The sequence below is a fragment of the Halomonas maura genome, from assembly GCF_030409305.1.
Classification (GTDB): domain Bacteria; phylum Pseudomonadota; class Gammaproteobacteria; order Pseudomonadales; family Halomonadaceae; genus Halomonas; species Halomonas maura.
In genome coordinates this window covers 268,981-286,493 of the sequence record NZ_JAUFPQ010000012.1, presented here as the reverse complement: position 1 = coordinate 286,493, position 17,513 = coordinate 268,981, and the positions used below count along the sequence as shown (strand labels likewise).

The 17,513-nt window shown below is 70.4% G+C and carries 18 protein-coding genes; 2 read left to right on the top strand and 16 right to left on the bottom strand.

Annotation, left to right across the window (positions count from 1 at the left end; translation table 11 throughout):
• Positions 1–10: 10 nt before the first annotated feature.
• The 9 genes from mltG to QWY76_RS06745 form a co-directional block, all read right to left on the bottom strand.
• A complete protein-coding gene (gene mltG, locus QWY76_RS06785) occupies positions 11–1,015 on the bottom strand; it encodes an endolytic transglycosylase MltG (protein WP_290310347.1) in 1,005 nt (334 codons plus the stop codon).
• Positions 1,016–1,028: 13 nt separating this feature from the next.
• Entirely contained in the window at positions 1,029–1,868 is an 840-nt protein-coding gene (pabC, locus tag QWY76_RS06780) for an aminodeoxychorismate lyase (RefSeq protein ID WP_290310346.1), read from the bottom strand.
• A complete protein-coding gene (gene fabF / locus QWY76_RS06775; protein WP_290310345.1) occupies positions 1,865–3,103 on the bottom strand; it encodes a beta-ketoacyl-ACP synthase II in 1,239 nt (412 codons plus the stop codon). The genes pabC and fabF overlap by 4 nt, the downstream gene beginning before the upstream one ends.
• A gap of 191 nt (positions 3,104–3,294) precedes the next feature.
• Positions 3,295–3,528 (bottom strand): acyl carrier protein, encoded by a 234-nt coding sequence (gene acpP, locus QWY76_RS06770; protein WP_083005609.1) that lies wholly within the window; start codon positions 3,526–3,528, stop codon positions 3,295–3,297.
• 125 nt (positions 3,529–3,653) lie between these two features.
• Entirely contained in the window at positions 3,654–4,397 is a 744-nt protein-coding gene (gene fabG, locus QWY76_RS06765) for a 3-oxoacyl-ACP reductase FabG (protein ID WP_290310344.1), read from the bottom strand.
• A gap of 30 nt (positions 4,398–4,427) precedes the next feature.
• Positions 4,428–5,399: an ACP S-malonyltransferase gene (gene fabD / locus QWY76_RS06760; protein ID WP_290310343.1), complete on the bottom strand. Its 972-nt coding sequence runs from the start codon at positions 5,397–5,399 to the stop codon at positions 4,428–4,430.
• A gap of 5 nt (positions 5,400–5,404) precedes the next feature.
• Entirely contained in the window at positions 5,405–6,529 is a 1,125-nt protein-coding gene (plsX, locus tag QWY76_RS06755; RefSeq protein WP_290310341.1) for a phosphate acyltransferase PlsX, read from the bottom strand.
• A 40-nt stretch (positions 6,530–6,569) separates the two neighbouring features.
• Positions 6,570–6,740 carry a 50S ribosomal protein L32 gene (gene rpmF, locus QWY76_RS06750; RefSeq protein WP_097788703.1) on the bottom strand — a complete coding sequence of 57 codons (171 nt, stop codon included), beginning with the start codon at positions 6,738–6,740 and terminating at the stop codon, positions 6,570–6,572.
• 31 nt (positions 6,741–6,771) lie between these two features.
• Positions 6,772–7,299, bottom strand: a complete 528-nt coding sequence (locus tag QWY76_RS06745) for a YceD family protein (RefSeq protein WP_290310339.1) — start codon at positions 7,297–7,299, stop codon at positions 6,772–6,774.
• 127 nt (positions 7,300–7,426) lie between these two features.
• On the opposite strand from QWY76_RS06745, the gene QWY76_RS06740 reads away from it, so the two are divergent.
• Positions 7,427–8,014 (top strand): Maf family protein, encoded by a 588-nt coding sequence (locus QWY76_RS06740; protein ID WP_290310338.1) that lies wholly within the window; start codon positions 7,427–7,429, stop codon positions 8,012–8,014.
• An 85-nt stretch (positions 8,015–8,099) separates the two neighbouring features.
• Here the strand turns inward: QWY76_RS06740 and QWY76_RS06735 are convergent, their stop codons facing one another.
• The 3 genes from QWY76_RS06735 to QWY76_RS06725 are packed head-to-tail and all read right to left on the bottom strand — an operon-like array spanning position 8,100 to position 10,809.
• The gene (locus QWY76_RS06735; RefSeq protein WP_290310337.1) at positions 8,100–9,176 is read right to left on the bottom strand and encodes a S49 family peptidase; all 1,077 of its coding nucleotides are present in this window, start codon (positions 9,174–9,176) and stop codon (positions 8,100–8,102) included.
• 25 nt (positions 9,177–9,201) lie between these two features.
• Positions 9,202–9,852 (bottom strand): HAD family hydrolase, encoded by a 651-nt coding sequence (locus QWY76_RS06730; RefSeq protein WP_290310370.1) that lies wholly within the window; start codon positions 9,850–9,852, stop codon positions 9,202–9,204.
• A 9-nt stretch (positions 9,853–9,861) separates the two neighbouring features.
• Entirely contained in the window at positions 9,862–10,809 is a 948-nt protein-coding gene (locus tag QWY76_RS06725; RefSeq protein ID WP_290310336.1) for an RluA family pseudouridine synthase, read from the bottom strand.
• Positions 10,810–11,536: 727 nt separating this feature from the next.
• On the opposite strand from QWY76_RS06725, the gene rne reads away from it, so the two are divergent.
• Positions 11,537–14,887, top strand: coding sequence for a ribonuclease E (gene rne / locus QWY76_RS06720; RefSeq protein ID WP_290310335.1), 3,351 nt, complete (start codon positions 11,537–11,539; stop codon positions 14,885–14,887).
• A 92-nt stretch (positions 14,888–14,979) separates the two neighbouring features.
• Here rne and murB read toward each other — a convergent pair whose 3' ends face one another.
• Genes murB through QWY76_RS06700 form a run of 4 tightly spaced genes read right to left on the bottom strand, consistent with a single transcriptional unit; the run spans position 14,980 to position 17,470 of the window.
• Positions 14,980–16,005, bottom strand: coding sequence for a UDP-N-acetylmuramate dehydrogenase (murB, locus tag QWY76_RS06715; RefSeq protein ID WP_290310334.1), 1,026 nt, complete (start codon positions 16,003–16,005; stop codon positions 14,980–14,982).
• Positions 16,002–16,478, bottom strand: coding sequence for a low molecular weight protein-tyrosine-phosphatase (locus tag QWY76_RS06710; RefSeq protein WP_290310333.1), 477 nt, complete (start codon positions 16,476–16,478; stop codon positions 16,002–16,004). Before QWY76_RS06710 ends, murB begins: the two co-directional genes overlap by 4 nt.
• Positions 16,478–17,251, bottom strand: a complete 774-nt coding sequence (gene kdsB, locus QWY76_RS06705) for a 3-deoxy-manno-octulosonate cytidylyltransferase (protein WP_290310332.1) — start codon at positions 17,249–17,251, stop codon at positions 16,478–16,480. Before kdsB ends, QWY76_RS06710 begins: the two co-directional genes overlap by 1 nt.
• Positions 17,252–17,260: 9 nt before the next feature.
• Positions 17,261–17,470: a Trm112 family protein gene (locus QWY76_RS06700; protein WP_290310331.1), complete on the bottom strand. Its 210-nt coding sequence runs from the start codon at positions 17,468–17,470 to the stop codon at positions 17,261–17,263.
• Positions 17,471–17,513: the final 43 nt, after the last annotated feature.

Genomic DNA, 17,513 nt, shown 5'->3' with positions numbered 1-17,513 from the left:
GGTGAATGGATCAGCGGTTGCGGATGTAGCGGTTGACGGCACTGTTGTGCTCGCGCAGGGAGCGCGAGAAGTGATGGGTGCCGTCGCCCCGCGACACGAAGTAGAGCGCCTCACCCTCGGCCGGGTTGACCGCCGCCTGCAAGGCGGCGCGTCCGGGCAGCGCGATCGGCGTCGGCGGCAGCCCATCGATCACGTAGGTGTTGTAGGGCGTCGACTCGCGCAGGTCGGCGCGGGTGATGTTGCCGTCGTAGGCATCGCCCATGCCGTAGATCACGGTGGGGTCGGTCTGCAGGCGCATGCCGCGCTCGAGGCGTCGCACGAAGACCCCGGCGATGCGCCGGCGCTCCTCGGGCACCCCGGTCTCGCGCTCCACCAGGGAGGCCAGGATCAGCGCCTCGTAGGGGGTCTCGATCGGCAGCGCCTCGTCGCGCTCGGCCCAGGCCGCCTCGAGCAGGGCGTCCATGCGCGTCATCGCCTGACGCAGGATTTCCAGGTCGCTGACGCCCTTGCGGTAGCGATAGGTGTCCGGGAAGAAGCGGCCTTCGGGGTGCTTGCCCTCGCGGCCCAGCATCTCCATCACCTCGGCGTCGCTCAGCCCCCGGGTGCGGTGCTCGAGCTTCTGCGCCTCGTCGAGCACCGCGCGCATCTGGGCGAAGGTCCAGCCCTCGGGGATCGTCAGCGGATAGGTGACCACCTCGTGGCGGTCCAGCAGCCCGAGCAACTCCCGACCGGTCATCGCCGGGGTCAGGCGGTACTCCCCCGGGCGCAGGTCGGGCACGGCCTCGGGCTCGAGCCGGGTCAGCAGGCGATAGGCCCAGGCGTCGGCGATGACGCCCTGTTCGGCGAGTTCGCCTATCACTCGGTGGAAGCCCGCCCCGGCCGGCACCTCGTAGAGGGTCGGCGAGGCGATGGCCAGGGGAGCCTCGAGGCGGGTCTCCCAGTAGCGGTACCCCCCACCCAGGGCCAGGGCCAGCAGGATCACCAGCAGCGGCAGCAGCTTGATCACACGGGGCATGCGTTGTCCTCGTTCACTCGGTTGAAGCACCCGGATGGCGCGGGTAGCCCAGCAGCCCATGGGCCTCGGCCTGCAGGGCCCGGTGACGGACGCCCGGCGACCAGCGGGCCAGCGGGCGCCCCTCGGCATCCTCGAGGCGGGTCAGCGGCCAGACGCCCTGCACGGAATTGGCCAGGCACACCGCCTCGCTGCTCGCCAGCACCTCGGGGCGAGCGTCCACCTCGCGGATGGCCAGGCGCGCCAGCAATGCCTCGCGCAGGGTACCGGCCACCCCGCAGCGCTCGAGTCGCGGCGTCTCCCAGCGTCCCTCACGCCACCAGAAGAGGTTCATGCAGGTGGCCTCCACCACCCTGCCCTCGGCATCGCTGAGCAGTCCCTCGGCGATCCCGGGATCGGTCCACTCGGCCCGGGCCAGCACGTTTTCCAGGCGGTTGAGGTGCTTGAGGCCCGCGAGGCGCGGCTGGATCGCCAGGGAGAGCGCGCAGTGGCGGACCCGCACGCCCTGCCAACGGGACGGCGAGGGCGAGAAGGGCGCGGCCTGCCAGCGCAGGCGGGGCGTCGGCGCCTCGGGGGGCTGGTAGCCGCGCCCGCCGCTGCCGCGGGTCAGTACCAGCTTGAGCACGCGCAGGCCCTTGCCGGCGCGGGCCGGGAGGGCATCGAGGGTCGCCCGGGCCGGCAGCGCGATGCCCAGCGCCACGCCGCCCCGGGCCAGGCGAGCCAGGTGCTGCTCCCACAACAGCGGCACGCCATCACGCACCAGCACGGTCTCGAAGAGGCCGTCCCCGTAGGCCAGCCCCCGGTCGTCGAGGGGGACGCCCTCGGCGGGGACGGGCTGTGCCGGTGCCCCGCTCACACCCTGGAGAAGACCAGGGTGCCGTTGGTGCCACCGAAGCCGAAGGAGTTCGACAGGCTGACGTCGATCTTCATCTCCCGGGCGGTATGGGGCACGTAGTCCAGCACGCAGCCTTCCTGGGGGTTGTCGAGGTTGATGGTCGGCGGCGCCACCTGGTCGCGGATGGCCAGCACGCTGAAGACCGCCTCGACGGCCCCGGCCGCCCCGAGCAGGTGGCCGATCATCGACTTGGTGGAACTCACCGCCGCGTCCCTGGCCGCGTCGCCCAGGACCCGCTCGACCGCGCGGCTCTCGGCCAGGTCCCCGGCTGGGGTGGAGGTGCCGTGGGCATTGATGTAGTCCACGGCCGCCGGATCGAGGCCGGCATCGCGGATGGCATTGCTCATGGACATGGCGGCGCCCCGGCCGTCTTCCGGCGGCGCGGTCATGTGGTAGGCGTCGTCGCTCATGCCGAAGCCGGTGAGTTCGGCGTAGATGGTCGCGCCCCGCGCCCGGGCGTGCTCGAGTTCCTCGAGGATCAACACGCCGGCCCCGTCGGAGAGCACGAAGCCATCGCGATCACGGTCCCAGGGGCGGCTGGCCGCCGCGGGATCGTCGTTGCGCGTGGACAGCGCCCGCGCCGCGGAGAAGCCCCCCAGGCCCAGCGGCGTGGTGGCCATCTCGGCGCCACCGCAGACCATCACGTCGGCGTCACCGTAGGCGATGGTCCGGGCGCTGTAGCCGATATTGTGGGTGCCCGTGGTGCAGGCCGTGGTGATGGCGATGTTGGGCCCGCGAAAGCCATGCTGGATGGCCAGGTTGCCCGAGATCATGTTGATGATCGAACCCGGCACGAAGAACGGCGAGATGCGCCGCGCGCCGCCCTTCTGGAGGGCATTGTGGTTGTGCTCGATCATCGGCAGGCCGCCGATGCCGGAGCCGATGGCCACGCCGATGCGATGGGCGTTGTCCTCGGTGCACTCGATGCCGGCATCGCTGATCGCCTGGGCACCGGCGGCCACCCCGTACTGGATGAACAGGTCCATCTTCCTGGCATCCTTGGGATTCAGGTAGGGGCTGATGTCGAAATCCTTGACCGAGCCACCGAAACGGGTATTGAAGCCACTGGCATCGAAGTGCTCGATGGGGGCGATACCGCTCTTGCCGGCCAGAATGTTGCCCCAGCTCTCATCGACGGTGTTCCCCACTGGCGTGACCAGGCCCAGCCCGGTCACTACAACCCTTCTACGAGCCATCAGCTTTCCTCCAGACATCCGTAGTGACACGACCCTCTCGGGGCCTTCGTTGCGCGCATTATACCCGAGTCTCCCCTCGCTGTGACCGACGTAGGCCAGCCCCATAGCACGAGAGCCGCCCTGCATGGCAGGACGGCTCTCACCAGGGCTCGCCGCCCCGGATACACCTCAGCAAGCGGTGTCGAGCACCCTTACTGGTGGGTGTTGACGTAGTCGATGGCTTCCTGAACGGTGGTGATCTTCTCGGCTTCCTCGTCGGGAATCTCGGTGTCGAATTCCTCCTCGAGCGCCATCACCAGCTCGACGGTATCCAGGGAATCCGCGCCGAGGTCTTCGGTGAATGAAGAAGAGTTCTGGATGTCTTCTTCCTTGACGTTCAGGCGCTCGGCCACAACCTTCTTCACGCGCTCTTCGATGGTGCTCATTATGACGTACTCCAGTCGTTCACGTTAGCCGTTCTGATGACCAGCCGTTTCAAATCCGCAAGCCATAAGCTGCGGGGTAGTTTATAGACCACTCAGGGTCGACGCAACCGCCGCATGGCGCGGCATTACCGCATGTTCATGCCGCCATTGACGTGCAGTGTTTCGCCGGTGATGTAGCCGGCCGAGTCACTGGTCAGGAAGCCCACCGCCGCGGCGATCTCCTCGGGCTGACCGAGACGCGACAGCGGAATCTGACCGAGCAGGGCCTGGCGCTGGTCCTCCGGCAGGGACTCGGTCATGTCGGTGGCGATGAAGCCCGGCGCCACGGCATTGACGGTGATGGCGCGGGACGCCACCTCGCGGGCCAGCGCCCGGGTGAAGCCTTCCATGCCGGCCTTGGCCGCCGCGTAGTTGGTCTGCCCCAGGTTGCCCATGGTCGCCACCACCGAGCTGATCGACACGACCCGCCCGAACCGGGCTCGGGTCATGCCCCGCAGGCAGGCCTTGCTGACCCGGTAGACCGACTTCAGGTTGGCATCCATGACCGCGTCCCACTCGTCTTCCTTCATGCGCATGAGCAGGTTGTCGCGGGTGATGCCGGCATTGTTGACCACAATGGTCGGCGCACCAAACTCCTCGCCGACCGCCTTGACCAGCGCATCCACGCTGGCCTGGTCGGTAACGTCCAGGCGGCGCCCCGCCCCCTCGATGCCCTGGGCCTTGAGGTCGGCATCGATGCGCTCGGCCCCGGCATCGCTGGTGGCCGTGCCGATCACGATGCGTCCCTGGCGACCCAGTTCATGGGCGATGGCGCGGCCGATGCCGCGACTGGCCCCGGTGATCAGGGCGACTCTACGCTCGGTTGTCATGCTCTCTTCCGTTCTCGTCCAGGAGATGGGTCAGCCGTTGGCCGACGGTGACTGGCCGGCCGCTTCACGGGCCAGCTCCAGGGCCGCCGAGAGGCTGTCGGGATCGTTGACCGCCAGCCCCCGGCTGCCCCGGGCGATACGCTTGTTGAGCCCGGTGAGCACCTTGCCCGGTCCGCACTCGATGAATACCTCGGCCCCCTGGGCGGACATCGCCTCGATGCACGAGGTCCAGCGCACCGGCTGGTAGAGCTGCTCGATCAGCCGCGTGCGCAGCGTCTCGATATCGGCATGGGCCTCGGCATCGACATTCTGGACCACGGTATAGCGTGGCGCCCGCAGCTCGATGCGGTCCATGGCCTCGGCCAGGCGCTCGGCGGCCGGGCGCATCAGGTCACAATGCGACGGCACCGACACCGGCAGCGGCATGGCGCGCTTGGCCCCGGCCTCCTGGCAGGCGGCGATGGCGCGCTCCACGGCGGCCTTGCTGCCGGCGATGACCACCTGCCCGGGGGCATTGTAGTTGACCGCGGCCACCACGTCGCCTTCGGCGGCCTGGGCGCAGGCCTGTTCCACGGCGGCATCGTCGAGTCCGAGGATAGCCGCCATGGCGCCCTCGCCCATGGGCACGGCCGCCTGCATCGCCTCGCCGCGCAGCTTGACCAGCCGCACCCCGTCGGCGAAGGGCAAGGCACCGGCGCAGACCATGGCGCTGTATTCGCCCAGGCTGTGCCCGGCCATGACCCCGGGACGCGGCCCCTCGAGCTCCTGCCAGACACGCCAGATCGCCACGCTGGCCGTCAGCAGCGCCGGCTGGGTGCAGGCGGTGGCATTGAGCGCCTCGGCGGGGCCTTCCTGGACCACCTGCCAGAGGTCATAGCCCAACGCATCGGCGGCCTCCTCGAAGGTCGCGCCCACCACGCTGTAGCGCTCCGCCAGCTCGCGCAGCATGCCGATCTGCTGGGAGCCCTGCCCGGGGAAGATGAGGGCAAGGGGTTGTGTCATGTCGATCACCTTTGCTCTTGTTGGCTTGCATCGTCCCCGGCCGCGTCCGTGACGCTCGGGGCAATGATCCTGGATCCGCTGTCGATTCGGTCGTCGATAACGGCCGAGTCGACGGCGGACCGCCGGTGGTCGAGCTCCCTGGCGAGCCGGCCCGGCAGGCCATGGCGCACCTCCTGCACCGCCCGCGCCACCGCGAAGTGGAACCCTGCGGCATCGGCGCTGCCGTGGCTCTTGACGACGATGCCCGCCAGCCCCAGCAGGCTGGCACCGTTGTAGCGCACCGGGTCCAGCTCCCGGCGCAGGCGCGCCAGGGCGGGCCTGGCCAGCAGGCCGACCAACCGGCTGGACCAGTGCGCCTCGAAGGTCGCCTGCACCCGGCGCACCAGCATCCGCGCCAGGCCCTCGCTGGCCTTGAGCACGGCGTTGCCGACGAAGCCGTCGCAGACCACGACGTCGACCTCGCCGGAGAAGATGCCGTCGCCCTCGATGAAGCCGAGATAGTTCAGCCCCTCGAGCCGCCGCAGCGCCTCATCCGCGCGCTGCACGCTGGCGGTGCCCTTGGTGCCCTCCACCCCGACGTTGAGCAGGGCGACGCGAGGATGCGCGAGACCGTCGACATGGCGTGCCATGACCTCGCCCATCAGCGCGAAGTCGATCAGCCGGGCCGCCTCGACATCGACATTGGCGCCGAGGTCGAGCAGGTAGCAGCGGCCGTCCTCGCGGGTCGGGATGGCCGTGCTGATCGCCGGACGCGGCACACCGCCGACGGTCCCCAGCGCCCGCCGAGCCAGGGCCATGAGGGCGCCGGTATTGCCGGCGCTGACGCCGGCCTCGGCCCCGCCCGTGGCGAGGCAGTCGAGCATGGCGGCCATGCTGGTGTCACGGCCGTGGCGCAGCGCCTGGGCGGGACGCTGGTCCTCGCGCACCACGGCCGGCGCATCCTCGACCCACAGATGCGACGACGCCGCGGCCAGTGGCCGCGGCAGCCGGGAGATCTCCTCGTCCAGCTGGCGGGCGGGGCCGAACAGCCGAATCTCGAGATCGGGGTCGGCCATGACGGCACTGGCGGCGCCTACCACGGTGGCGCGGGGACCCAGGTCCCCGCCCATGGCATCCACGGCTATCCGCATGTCAGCGGCCAGGCGTCACGGCGATGCAGTCGCCATCGCCTCAGGCGTCGACGACCTTGCGACCGCGATAGAAGCCGTCCGGAGAGACGTGGTGACGCAGGTGAGTGGTACCGGTCTCCTTGTCCTGGGACAGCGCCTGGCCGGTCAGGGCGTCGTGGCTGCGACGCATGCCGCGCTTGGAACGGGTCTTGCGGTTCTGTTGAACTGCCATGAGATATCACTCCAGAGTGAATCGATGAGTATCAGGTTTTGCCCTTGAGGTGCTTGAGCACATCGAAGGGACTCTTGGAGGGCGCGTCCGACGCGTCGGAGCCCGCCCCGCTGCTCAGCTGGTCGCGCGAGACCGCGCAATCGGCCTCGTCGTGGTAAACCACCTGGGGCAGGCTGAGGATGAGCTCATCCTCCACCACCCCCAGCAGGTTCAGCTGTTCGTTCTCCACCAGCACCGGCTCGTGGGTGCTCGGCAGGTCGGCCGCCAAGGCGTCGCTGGTGACCATGCCCAGCAGGAAGTCGCTGGCGACGTCCTGGGCCATGGGCGAGAGGCAGCGGCGACAGGGCAGCTGCAGCTCGGCCTCGAGATGACCACTGATCACTCGACGCCCCTGGGCATCGATGGTGAAGTCCAGCCACACCCGGGCGTCACCCCGCTGCGCCCCGACTTCCTCGGCGAGCCGCGGCAGGTCGGCCAGCGCAACCAGGCCTTCGAGATGTTCGGCATGCGTGGCGAGCTTGTAAGGCTCGACCCTGCCAGGGAGTCGTGAGGTCAACATAGGCGCGCAATGATAGGCACTCCCCCTGCCCCTGTCAAAGCCACCGTGATTCACGGTTACAATGCCCGCGGGGTGCAGGGTTGCGCCCTCGCCACAGCGGCGTTCGACCACCTCTGGAGGACCTGCCATGCCACGCCTGGTGCTCGCCTCGGGCTCCCGCTTTCGCCGCCAGCTGCTCGACCGGCTGGAGATTCCCTATGCCTGGGACAGCCCCGACATCGACGAGACCCCACGCCCCGGGGAATCCCCCCGGGCCCTGGTGCATCGCCTGTCCCTGGCCAAGGCCGAGCGGCTGGCCGGGAACTGGCCGGACCACCTGATCATCGGCTCCGACCAGGTCGCGGTCTTCGATGGCGAGGCGCTCGGCAAGCCCGCCGACGAGGCCGCCGCCCGCGCCCAGCTGGCCCGCTTCTCGGGGCGGCGGGTCAGTTTCCTGACCGGGCTGGCGCTGATCGACACGCGCCACGCCAGCCACCGGGTCTGCCACGAGCGCTACGACGTGGTCTTCCGCCGCCTCGGCGACGACGAGATCGCCCGTTACGTGGCCCGGGAGCGCCCCCTGGACGCCGCCGGCAGCTTCCACATGGAAGGGCTCGGCATCAGCCTGTTCGAGCGGCTCGAGGGGGACGACCCCAACACCCTGGTCGGCCTGCCGCTGATCCGGCTGTGCGCGCTGCTGCGCGAGGCCGGGCTGGATCCGCTGGGCGAGCCATAAGAGGCAACAAGGAAGCGGCAAGGGAGGATGGCCGCCCTCCTCCCCTCCTGCCGCCGCCCAGCGGCGCGCTTCCTGCTGACGACCTTCAATTGAGCTGGTAGCGCAGCGGCGAATCGGCCCGCGGCACCCCGAGCCATTCCGCGACGACGCGCCCGAAGCGCCGCGACAGCCGCTCGAACGGGTCGAGCCGTGGCGTGTAGTCCTTGACCCGCGGCGTCTCGAGGCGCGCCCGGGCGATGCCGTCGAGGCTGTCGAGGTCATCCACCAGCCCCAGCGCCCGGGCCTGCTCGCCGGTCCAGATCAACCCGCTGAACAGCCGCTCGTCGTCGGCCAGCCGCTTGCCGCGACCGGCCTTGACGTCCTCGATGAACTGGTGGTGGGTGGTGGCCAGGACCCCCTGCCAGAACGCTCGCTGGTCGGCGGAGATGTCCGAGAAGGGATCGAGGAAGGCCTTGTTGTCGCCGGCCGTGAAGACCCGTCGCTCCACGCCGAGCCGGTCGATGGCCTCCTCGAAGCCGAAACCGGCATGGATCACGCCGATGGAGCCGACCAGGCTGGCCGGGGCGGCAACGATCTCGTCCGCCGCCGCGGCAATATAGTAGGCGCCGCTGGCACCGATATCCTCGATCACCGCGATGATCGGCTTGTCGCCCGAGGCACGCAGACGCATCAGCTCGTCATAGATGCGCTGGGACTGGACCGGGCTGCCGCCGGGACTGTCGATATGCAGCACCACCGCCTCCGCTCCGGGCGCCTTCCAGGCTCGCTCGACCCCGTCGAGGATCCGTTCGGCGTTGGCCGGGGATTCGCGGTCGATGACGCCCTCCACGCGCACCACCCCCAGGTGCGGGCCTTCCGTCCCTACCGGCCCCGGCACCAGGAAGAGCCCATACAGGGTGGTGGCCAGCGAGGCCAGGATCAGCAGGGCGAAGAAGAAGCGGAAGAACAGCTTCCAGCGCCGCGAGCGCCGCTGCTCGGTGAGCACGCCATCGATCCAGCGGTCGAGCATCGCCTGCTGGGCGAGGCGCCGGCGCTCGCGCAGCGTCTCGGCATCCTCCGCCGAATCGGCGGGCGCCGGCCGCCCCTCCCTCGCCTGGCGCGCCTGCTCGGCGGTGAGCTCGGCCCCCTGGGTCCACTTGTCGTCGCGTCGATCGTCGGCCATGAAATGCTTGCCTCCCTGCTGCCACTCAGGCGTGCAGCCAGTCGATGAGTTCGGAAAAGGCCTCGGCGGAGAACACCGGTCGGCTCGCCGCCAGGCGCTGCGGGGCGTGCACGCCGTAGGTCACGGCCACGCGATCCATGCCCAGCGCCCGGGCCATTTCCAGGTCGTATTCGGTGTCGCCGATCATCACCGCCTCCTCCACCGCCACGTCGAGCTCCGCGAGCAGCTCCTCCAGCATCCGGGGGTGAGGCTTGGAGCGCGTCTCGTCGGCGGTGCGGCTGGCATGGAACCAGTGACCGCAGTCGTTCTCGTGGAAGATCCGGTCGAGCCCTCGGCGACTCTTGCCGGTCGCCACCGCCAGGCGGGACGCGTCATCGGCGCGCAGCCGGGCCAGGCCCTCGACGACCCCGGGATAGAAGGGCATCGGGGTGACATCGCCCTCGACGAAGTGGTAGGCGTAACGGCGTCGCAGCGCCTCGGCACGCCCGGGGTCGATGCCCGGACAGAGCCGCTCGATGGCCTCGGGCAGGCCCAGGCCGATGATGTCTCGCACCTGATCCTCGCCGAGCGCTCCCCAGCCGATGTCGCGCCCCGCGGCCTGCATGCAGCCGACGATGCGGGCCACGGAATCCATCAGGGTGCCGTCCCAGTCGAAGATCATCAGTCGATAGCGCATGGGCATCGTTCAGCCGTCCTGGCGGGCACGGGAAAGCACCGCGTCGAGCTCCTCGCCCAGGGGGGCGCGGATCCTCACGGGCTTGCCGCTGGTGGGCTCGGGAAAGGTCAGCGCGGCGGCATGCAGGAACAGCCGCGACAGCCCCAGCCGGGCCGCGAGACGTCCACCCTCCCGGGTGCCGTACTTGTCGTCGCCGAGCAGCGGGTGGCCGGCATGGGCGGCATGCACGCGGATCTGGTGGGTGCGACCGGTGATGGGCTCCGCCTCGACCAGGGTCGCGCCGGCGAAGGCCTCGCGCACCGCGAAGCGGGTACGCGCCACCTTGCCGGCCGAGTCCACCCGCACCCGCCGCTCGCCATTGCCGGCGTCGAAGCGATCCAGCCGAGCGCTGACGAAGTCGCGCCGCGCCGGCCAGCGCCCGGCCACCAGCGCCAGGTACTGCTTGGTCATCTCGTGGCGCTTGAGGGCAGTGTTCAGGGTCAGCAGGGCGGGACGCGACTTCGCCAGCAGCAGGCAGCCCGAGGTATCGCGATCGAGCCGATGCACCAGCTCGAGGAAGTCGAGATCCTCGCGAACCTGGCGCAGCGCCTCGATCAGGCCGATCTTGACCCCGCTGCCCCCGTGCACGGCGAGCCCCGAAGGCTTGTTGATCACCAGCCAGTCGCGGCCCTCCAGCAGCACGCTGCCGGCCAGCAGGTTGCGCAGGTTGTCGCTGACCTCGCGCACCGCCTCCCGGGGGGCCAGCCGCAGCGGCGGGATGCGCACCACGTCGCCCAGCGCCAGCCGGGTGTCGGCCTTGACGCGCTTCTTGTTCACGCGCACCTCGCCCTTGCGCACGATGCGGTAGATCAACGCCCGGGGCGCTCCCTTCATGCGTGTCATCAGGAAGTTGTCGACCCGCTGGCCCACCTGGCCCTCGGTCACTTCCACCCACTGTACTTCGCGGCCCTCGGCCATGCCGACACTCCACTGGCAACCTGCGGAAATGCCGCATTCTATCGCAGTGCGCGCCATCCTGCCGCCCAATTGCCGGTCACCCCCTTTACTGTTATATTGCCAACTCGCTCCAGTGGGTCGACTCTGGCCCGTTCGAGCGCCTGCACGACAGACACGCAGGCCGGAGCGAATAGATCAGGCCGCGACGATACTCGCCGATTCGAGGTCCCGCCGCCGACAAGCAAGCGATACAACGCCACGCCCGCCCCGCCCCTCACCGATGAACGGGCGGCGATCACGGGATACGTACAACATCGTGCCGGAGGCCGGCGTTGGCGAATCGATGAATGCCAGGTGTTGGCGGTGACCGCAGGGCCGGATGGGCGAAGACCCGCCGAGACACGTCCTGCCTCCGCCCCGTACTCAACATGATCTTGCCGTGCCGGGCGGCCTCCACCGGTAACCCGACACGGCCGGGCGCAGTTCCGCATCCGCGACATGCGCTGAGCACAAGCACGCAGCACCCAGCGGTTCGCCTTCGCCGATGCACGGAAGCCTCTCGGGCTTGACCGATCACGGTGAGGTGCCAGGATTTCGAGACAAGGTTAGTGACCCCGGAAACGAATAGCACGCTATCGAAACCCCGGGATCGCAGGACATTGGCCGGAAACCGGGCCTCGCCAACGGTCGGTATCAGCTGAGAGAGACTCCCTGGGCGCCCACCGGCGCGTCCAATTTGCGAGACGACATGAAACGGATGCTCATCAACGCGACCCAGCCCGAAGAGCTGCGCGTCGCCCTGGTCGATGGACAACGCCTCTACGACCTGGACATCGAATCCGGTGCCCGGGAGCAGAAGAAAGCCAACATCTATCGCGGCAAGATCACCCGCGTGGAACCCTCCCTCGAAGCCGCCTTCGTCGACTTCGGCGCCGAGCGCCACGGCTTCCTCCCCCTCAAGGAAATCTCCCGCGAGTACTTCGTCAAGGACCCCTCGGGCCGGCCCAGCATCAAGGAAGTGCTCAAGGAAGGCCAGGAAGTCATCGTCCAGGTCGACAAGGAGGAGCGTGGCAACAAGGGCGCGGCCCTGACCACCTTCATCAGCCTGGCCGGCCGCTTCCTGGTGCTAATGCCTAACAACCCTCGTGCCGGCGGCATCTCGCGGCGCATCGAGGGCGAGGAGCGCAGCCAGCTCAAGGAGGCCATGAGCCAGCTGACCGTGCCCGACAAGATGGGCCTGATCGTGCGTACCGCCGGCATCGGCCGCTCCACCGAGGAGCTGCAGTGGGACCTCGACTACCTGGTGCAGGTATGGGAATCGGTGACCGAGGAAGCCGGCAAGCGCCCCGCGCCCTTCCTGATCTACCGGGAATCCAACGTCATCATCCGCGCCATGCGCGACTACCTGCGCCAGGACATCGGCGAGGTGCTGATCGACAGCGAGCAGGTGCACCAGGAGGCGCTGGCCTTCATCCGCCAGGTGATGCCCTCCTACCAGCAGAAGATCAAGCGCTACGCCGACGAGGTGCCGCTGTTCTCGCGCTTCCAGATCGAATCGCAGATCGAGACCGCCTACGAGCGCGAGGTCAAGCTGCCCTCCGGCGGGTCCATCGTCATCGACCACACCGAGGCCCTGGTCTCCATCGACATCAACTCGGCCCGGGCCACCCGCGGCAGTGATATCGAGGAGACCGCGCTGCAGACCAACAGCGAGGCCGCCGACGAGATCGCCCGCCAGCTGCGCCTGCGCGATATCGGCGGCCTGGTGGTCATCGACTTCATCGACATGAGTCCGGCGCGCAACCAGCGGGAGGTCGAGAATCGCATGCGCGACGCCCTCAAGCTCGACCGTGCCCGGGTGCAGATCGGCCGCATCTCGCGCTTCGGCCTGATGGAAATGTCGCGCCAGCGCCTGCGTCCTTCGCTGGGCGAGACCAGCGGCGTGGTCTGCCCCCGCTGCGACGGCCAGGGCACCATCCGCGACGTACGCTCCCTCTCGCTGTCGGTCATGCGCCTCATCGAGGAGGAGGCCATGAAGGAGCGCAGCGCCCAGATTCGCGCCATCCTGCCGGTGCCGGTCGCCACCTACCTGCTCAACGAGAAGCGCGCCGTGCTGGCCGAGATCGAACGCCGCCAGGGCGTGCGTGTGGTGCTGCTGCCCAACCCGGACATGGACACCCCTCACTACGACGTGCAGCGCCTGCGTGACGACCATGTCGACGAGGAAGGCACGGCGGGCGCGTCCAGCTTCGAGCTGCCCACCGAGACCGAGATCGGCAAGGAGCCCGAGGCGGCCTTCGGCAAGCCGATCAAGCGGGACGAGGCGGCGGTCAAGACCGTGGTCCACCACGAGCCGGCCCCGGCCTCGCTGCAGCAGGAGCCCCCCGCCAAGGTGGCCGACGAGACACCCGCCGCGGCCACCCGGCCGGCGCCGGCGCCCCGCCCTGCCCCGGCCACCCGGGAAGGGGTGCTGGGTCGCCTGGTGAAGGGCTTCACCCGCCTGCTCGGCGGCGAGGAGACCAGCGGGACATCGGCGGCCCAGCCGGCCACGCCGCGCCAGGGCGAGGAGCGCAAGGCCCGTGATTCCCGCCCGGCCGGCGCCGTCCGTGAGCGTGACGACAAGGCGCCCGGCGGCAATGGTCGCCAGCGGCAGCGCCGTGGCCAGCGCCCCGATCGCGGCGAAGGTGGCCGCGACGACAGCCGGGCACCCAAGGGGCGTCAGCCCACCGAGGATCGCCCGGACCAGGCGGAGAGCCAGGGCCGCGGCAACCGCGGCGGTCGCGGTCGTCGCCAGGATGACGGCCGCAGGCCCCAGGAGGCCCGCAAGCCCCAGGAGGCTCGCAAGGGCCAGGACGGCCGGAGCAAGTCCCCGGAGGCCCGCAAGCCCCAGGACACCGCCGGGGAGCGCGCCAAGGGCGACGCCGCGGCCACTCCGCCCCCCCAGAAGACCGAGGCACCGGCAGAGGCCGCCAGCGCGGATGCCAAGCCCAAGCGCACGCGCAACAACCCGCGTCAGCGGAGCCGCCAGCATGCACTGAACCCCCAGGCCGAGGCCGAGCAACAGCGCCTGCAGGCCCAGGCCGCCACCGGCGAGGCCGAGGTCCCGGCGGAGACCGGGCCCAAGCCGGAAGCCAAGGCGGAGCAGCCCGAGCCCCAGGCGGGTGCCAAGCCGCAGGCCAGGGTCGAGACCCCCGCGCCCCAGGCGGGTGCCAAGCCGCAGGCCAAGGACGAGAAGCCCGCGCCCCAGGCGGGTGCCAAGCCGCAGGCCGAGGTCGAGAAGCCCGCGCCCCAGGCGGGTGCCAAGCCGCAGGCCGAGGCCGAGAAGCCCGCGCCCCAGGCGGGTGCCAAGCCGCAGGCCGAGGCCGAGAAGCCCGCGCCCCAGGCGGGTGCCAAGCCGCAGGCCGAGGTCGAGAAGCCCGCGCCCCAGGCGGGTGCCAAGCCGCAGGCCAGGGACGAGAAGCCCGCGCCCCAGGCGGGTGCCAAGCCGCAGGCCGAGGCCGAGAAGCCCGCGCCCCAGGCGGGTGCCAAGCCGCAGACCAGGGTCGAGAAGCCAGCGCCCCAGGCGGGTGCCAAGCCGCAGGCCGAGGCCGAGAAGCCCGCGCCCCAGGCGGGTGCCAAGCCGCAGGCCGAGGCCGAGGCCGAGAAACCCGCGCCCCAGGCGGGTGCCAAGCCGCAGGCCAGGGACGAGAAGCCAGCGCCCCAGGCGGGTGCCAAGCCGGAACAGCCCAAGGCAGACGCCAAGCCCGAGGCCAAGCCGGAACAGCCCAAGGCAGACGCCAAGCCCGAGGCCGAGACCCCCGAGCCCCAGGCGAGTGCCAAGCCGGAGCCGAAGCCCGGGGCCAAGCCGGAACAGCCCAGGGCCGAGGCCAAACCGGAGCAGCCCAAGGCAGACGCCAAGCCCGAGGCCAAGCCGGAACAGCCCAAGGCAGACGCCAAGCCCGAGGCCAAGCCGCAAGCCAAGGTAGAGCCGCAAGAGGCGGCGGCCAAGGGCGAGGAAAAGCCTGCCGAGCGTCGCCGCCGTCGCCGTGCCCATAATGACCCGCGGGAGATCCGCCGGCGCGAACTGGAGGCGCAACGCCAGGAGGGCAACAAGGGCTGATCACGGCCCTGTACCGACGATGACAAACGCCCGTGGCCAAGGCCACGGGCGTTCTTCGTTCGAGGAGGCGCCGTGCGTCGAGCCGTGGCTGGCTAGCCGGCGCAAGCCTCGGCCAGCCGCGGCTCGCGCTCGAGTGCGATACCGAAGCGCGCCTGCACCTCCTCGGCCACGGCATCGGCAAAGTGCAGCAGCTCCTCGGCACTGCCCCCGCCGTGATGCACCAGGACCAGCGCCTGACGATCGTGGACCCCGAAGTGCCCCCGGCGCCAGCCCTTGAGTCCGCAACGGTCGATCAGCCAGCCGGCGGCGAGCTTGACTCGCCCCGCCGACTGGGGAAAGTGCGGCAGCTCGGGGTGGGCCTGCAGCAGGCGCTCAGCCTCGGCCGACGACACCACCGGGTTCTTGAAGAAACTGCCGGCGTTGCCCAGCGTGGCGGGATCGGGCAGCTTCTCGCGGCGCACGGCGCAGACCGCCTCGGCCACCTCGAGGGGCGTCGGCGCGGCACCGACCCGGCTCGCCAGGTCGCCATAGGCCAGGCGGGGGGCCGCCCGGTGCGACAGGCGCATGACCAGCCGGGTGATCACCACCCGCCCCGCCAGGGCCCGCTTGAAGACGCTGTCACGATAGCCGAAGGCACAGTCCTCGGGACCCAGGACGGCCTCGCGGCCATCGTCCAGGTGGATCAGGTGCACGGCCTCGAGCGCGTCGCACAGCTCCACGCCATAGGCGCCGATGTTCTGGATCGGCGCCGCCCCGCAATGCCCGGGAATCAGCGCCAGGTTCTCGAGGCCCCAGAGGCCGCGCCGGGCCAGGGCCATGACCAGCTCATGCCAGACCACGCCGGCCTCGGCATGCACCCTGGCTCCCTCGGGGCCGTCGTCCTCGAGCCACCACTCGGCCATGGCGGGACGCAGCACCAGGCCGGGGAGGCGCGCGGGGAGGATCAGGTTGCTGCCGCCGCCGAGCAGCAGGGTCGGCCAGCCCCGGGCCTTGGCCAGGTCCAGTGCCTCGTGCAACTGGGGCAGGGTCCGTGGCGCCGCGACGCGCTCGGCGATGCAGGGCAATCCCAGGGTGTTGGCCCCGGCGAGATCGACCTCGCGCCGCAGCGCGAGGCTCAAGAGTCGCCCTCCAGGCGCCGGCGCACCGCCTCCACCAGGCCCAGGGACGCCGCCTCCACCAGGTCGAGCACCTCCTCGAAGCCCTGGTCACCGCCATAGTAGGGGTCGGGGACCGCACGGCCCTGCAGGCCGGCGAAGTCCAGGAAGAGGCCGACATGGGCGTGGCAGTCCGCCGGTCGCCGGGCCTGGAGCGCGACGAGGTTGTCCTCGTCCATGGCCAGCAGGTAGTCGAAGCGCGCAAAGTCACCCGCCGCCAGCTGGCGGGCTCGCTGGGCGGAGAGGTCGAGGCCGCGCTCGGCGGCCGCCCCCTGGGCGCGGGGGTCCGGCGCCTTGCCCACGTGCCAGGGACCGATACCACAGGAATCGACCGCGACGCGATCGGCGAGGCCCGCCTCGTCGAGGTGGCGCCGGAACATGCCCTCGGCGGTGGGCGACCGGCAGATGTTGCCGAGGCAGACGAAGAGCACGCGCATCACCGACCTCCCCCGTCGGCCCGCACCGCCTCACGGACCCGCTCCAGGTCCTCGGCGGTATCGACGCCCGCCGGATGCGGCTGGCTCGCCAGGGCGACCTGGATGGCATGGCCATGGTGCAGGGCGCGCAGCTGCTCGAGCTGCTCGAGCTGTTCGAGGGGCGACGGCGACCAGTCCCGGTACTCGGCGAGAAAGCCCACGCGATAGGCATAGAGGCCGATATGGCGCAGCCAGGCATCGGTCTCGAGCAGCTCGGGCCGGGAGGCGAAGGCCTCACGATCCCAGGGAATCGGCGCCCGGGAGAAGTACAGCGCGCGTCCCGACAGGGCCCGGACCACCTTCACCGCATTGGGGTTGAAGAGCGTCTCGACGTCGCCGATGGGTTCCGCCAGGGTGGCGATCGAGGCACCGGGATCGGCGAACAGGCGGCCCGCCACCTGGTCGATCAACGCCGGCGGCAGCAGCGGCTCGTCGCCCTGCACGTTGACCACCACCGCCTCGTCCGGCAACCCCAGCCGCTCCGCCACCTCGGCCAGGCGATCGGTCCCCGAGGGATGGTCGTCGCGCGTCATCACCACCTCGGCACCGACCCCGGCCATGGCCGCGCGGATGCGCTCGTCGTCGGTGGCCACCACCACCCGGGCGGCGGCACTGGCCTGCGCCTGGCGCCAGACATGGGCGACCATCGGCTCCCCGGCGATCTCGAGCAGCGGCTTGCCCGGCAGCCGCGTGGAGGCAAAGCGCGCCGGGATCACGGCGATGAAATCCTGCATGGGTCCTCCTCAGGCCTCGCCGTGGCGACCGGCCGACGGCGGCAGTTTCTCGTCCACGTCCAGCGCCCGGGCCTCTTCCGGCAGCATGACCGGTATCCCGTCGCGCACCGGGTAGGCCAGGCCGTCGAAGCGACAGATCAGTTCCTGGGCCTCGCGATCGTAGGTCAGCTTGCCCTTGCACAGCGGGCAGACCAGCATCGCCAGCAGTTCCTTGTCCATGTGTCACGCCTCCGTGATCAGAGTCGGCGCCGCCGGTACGGCG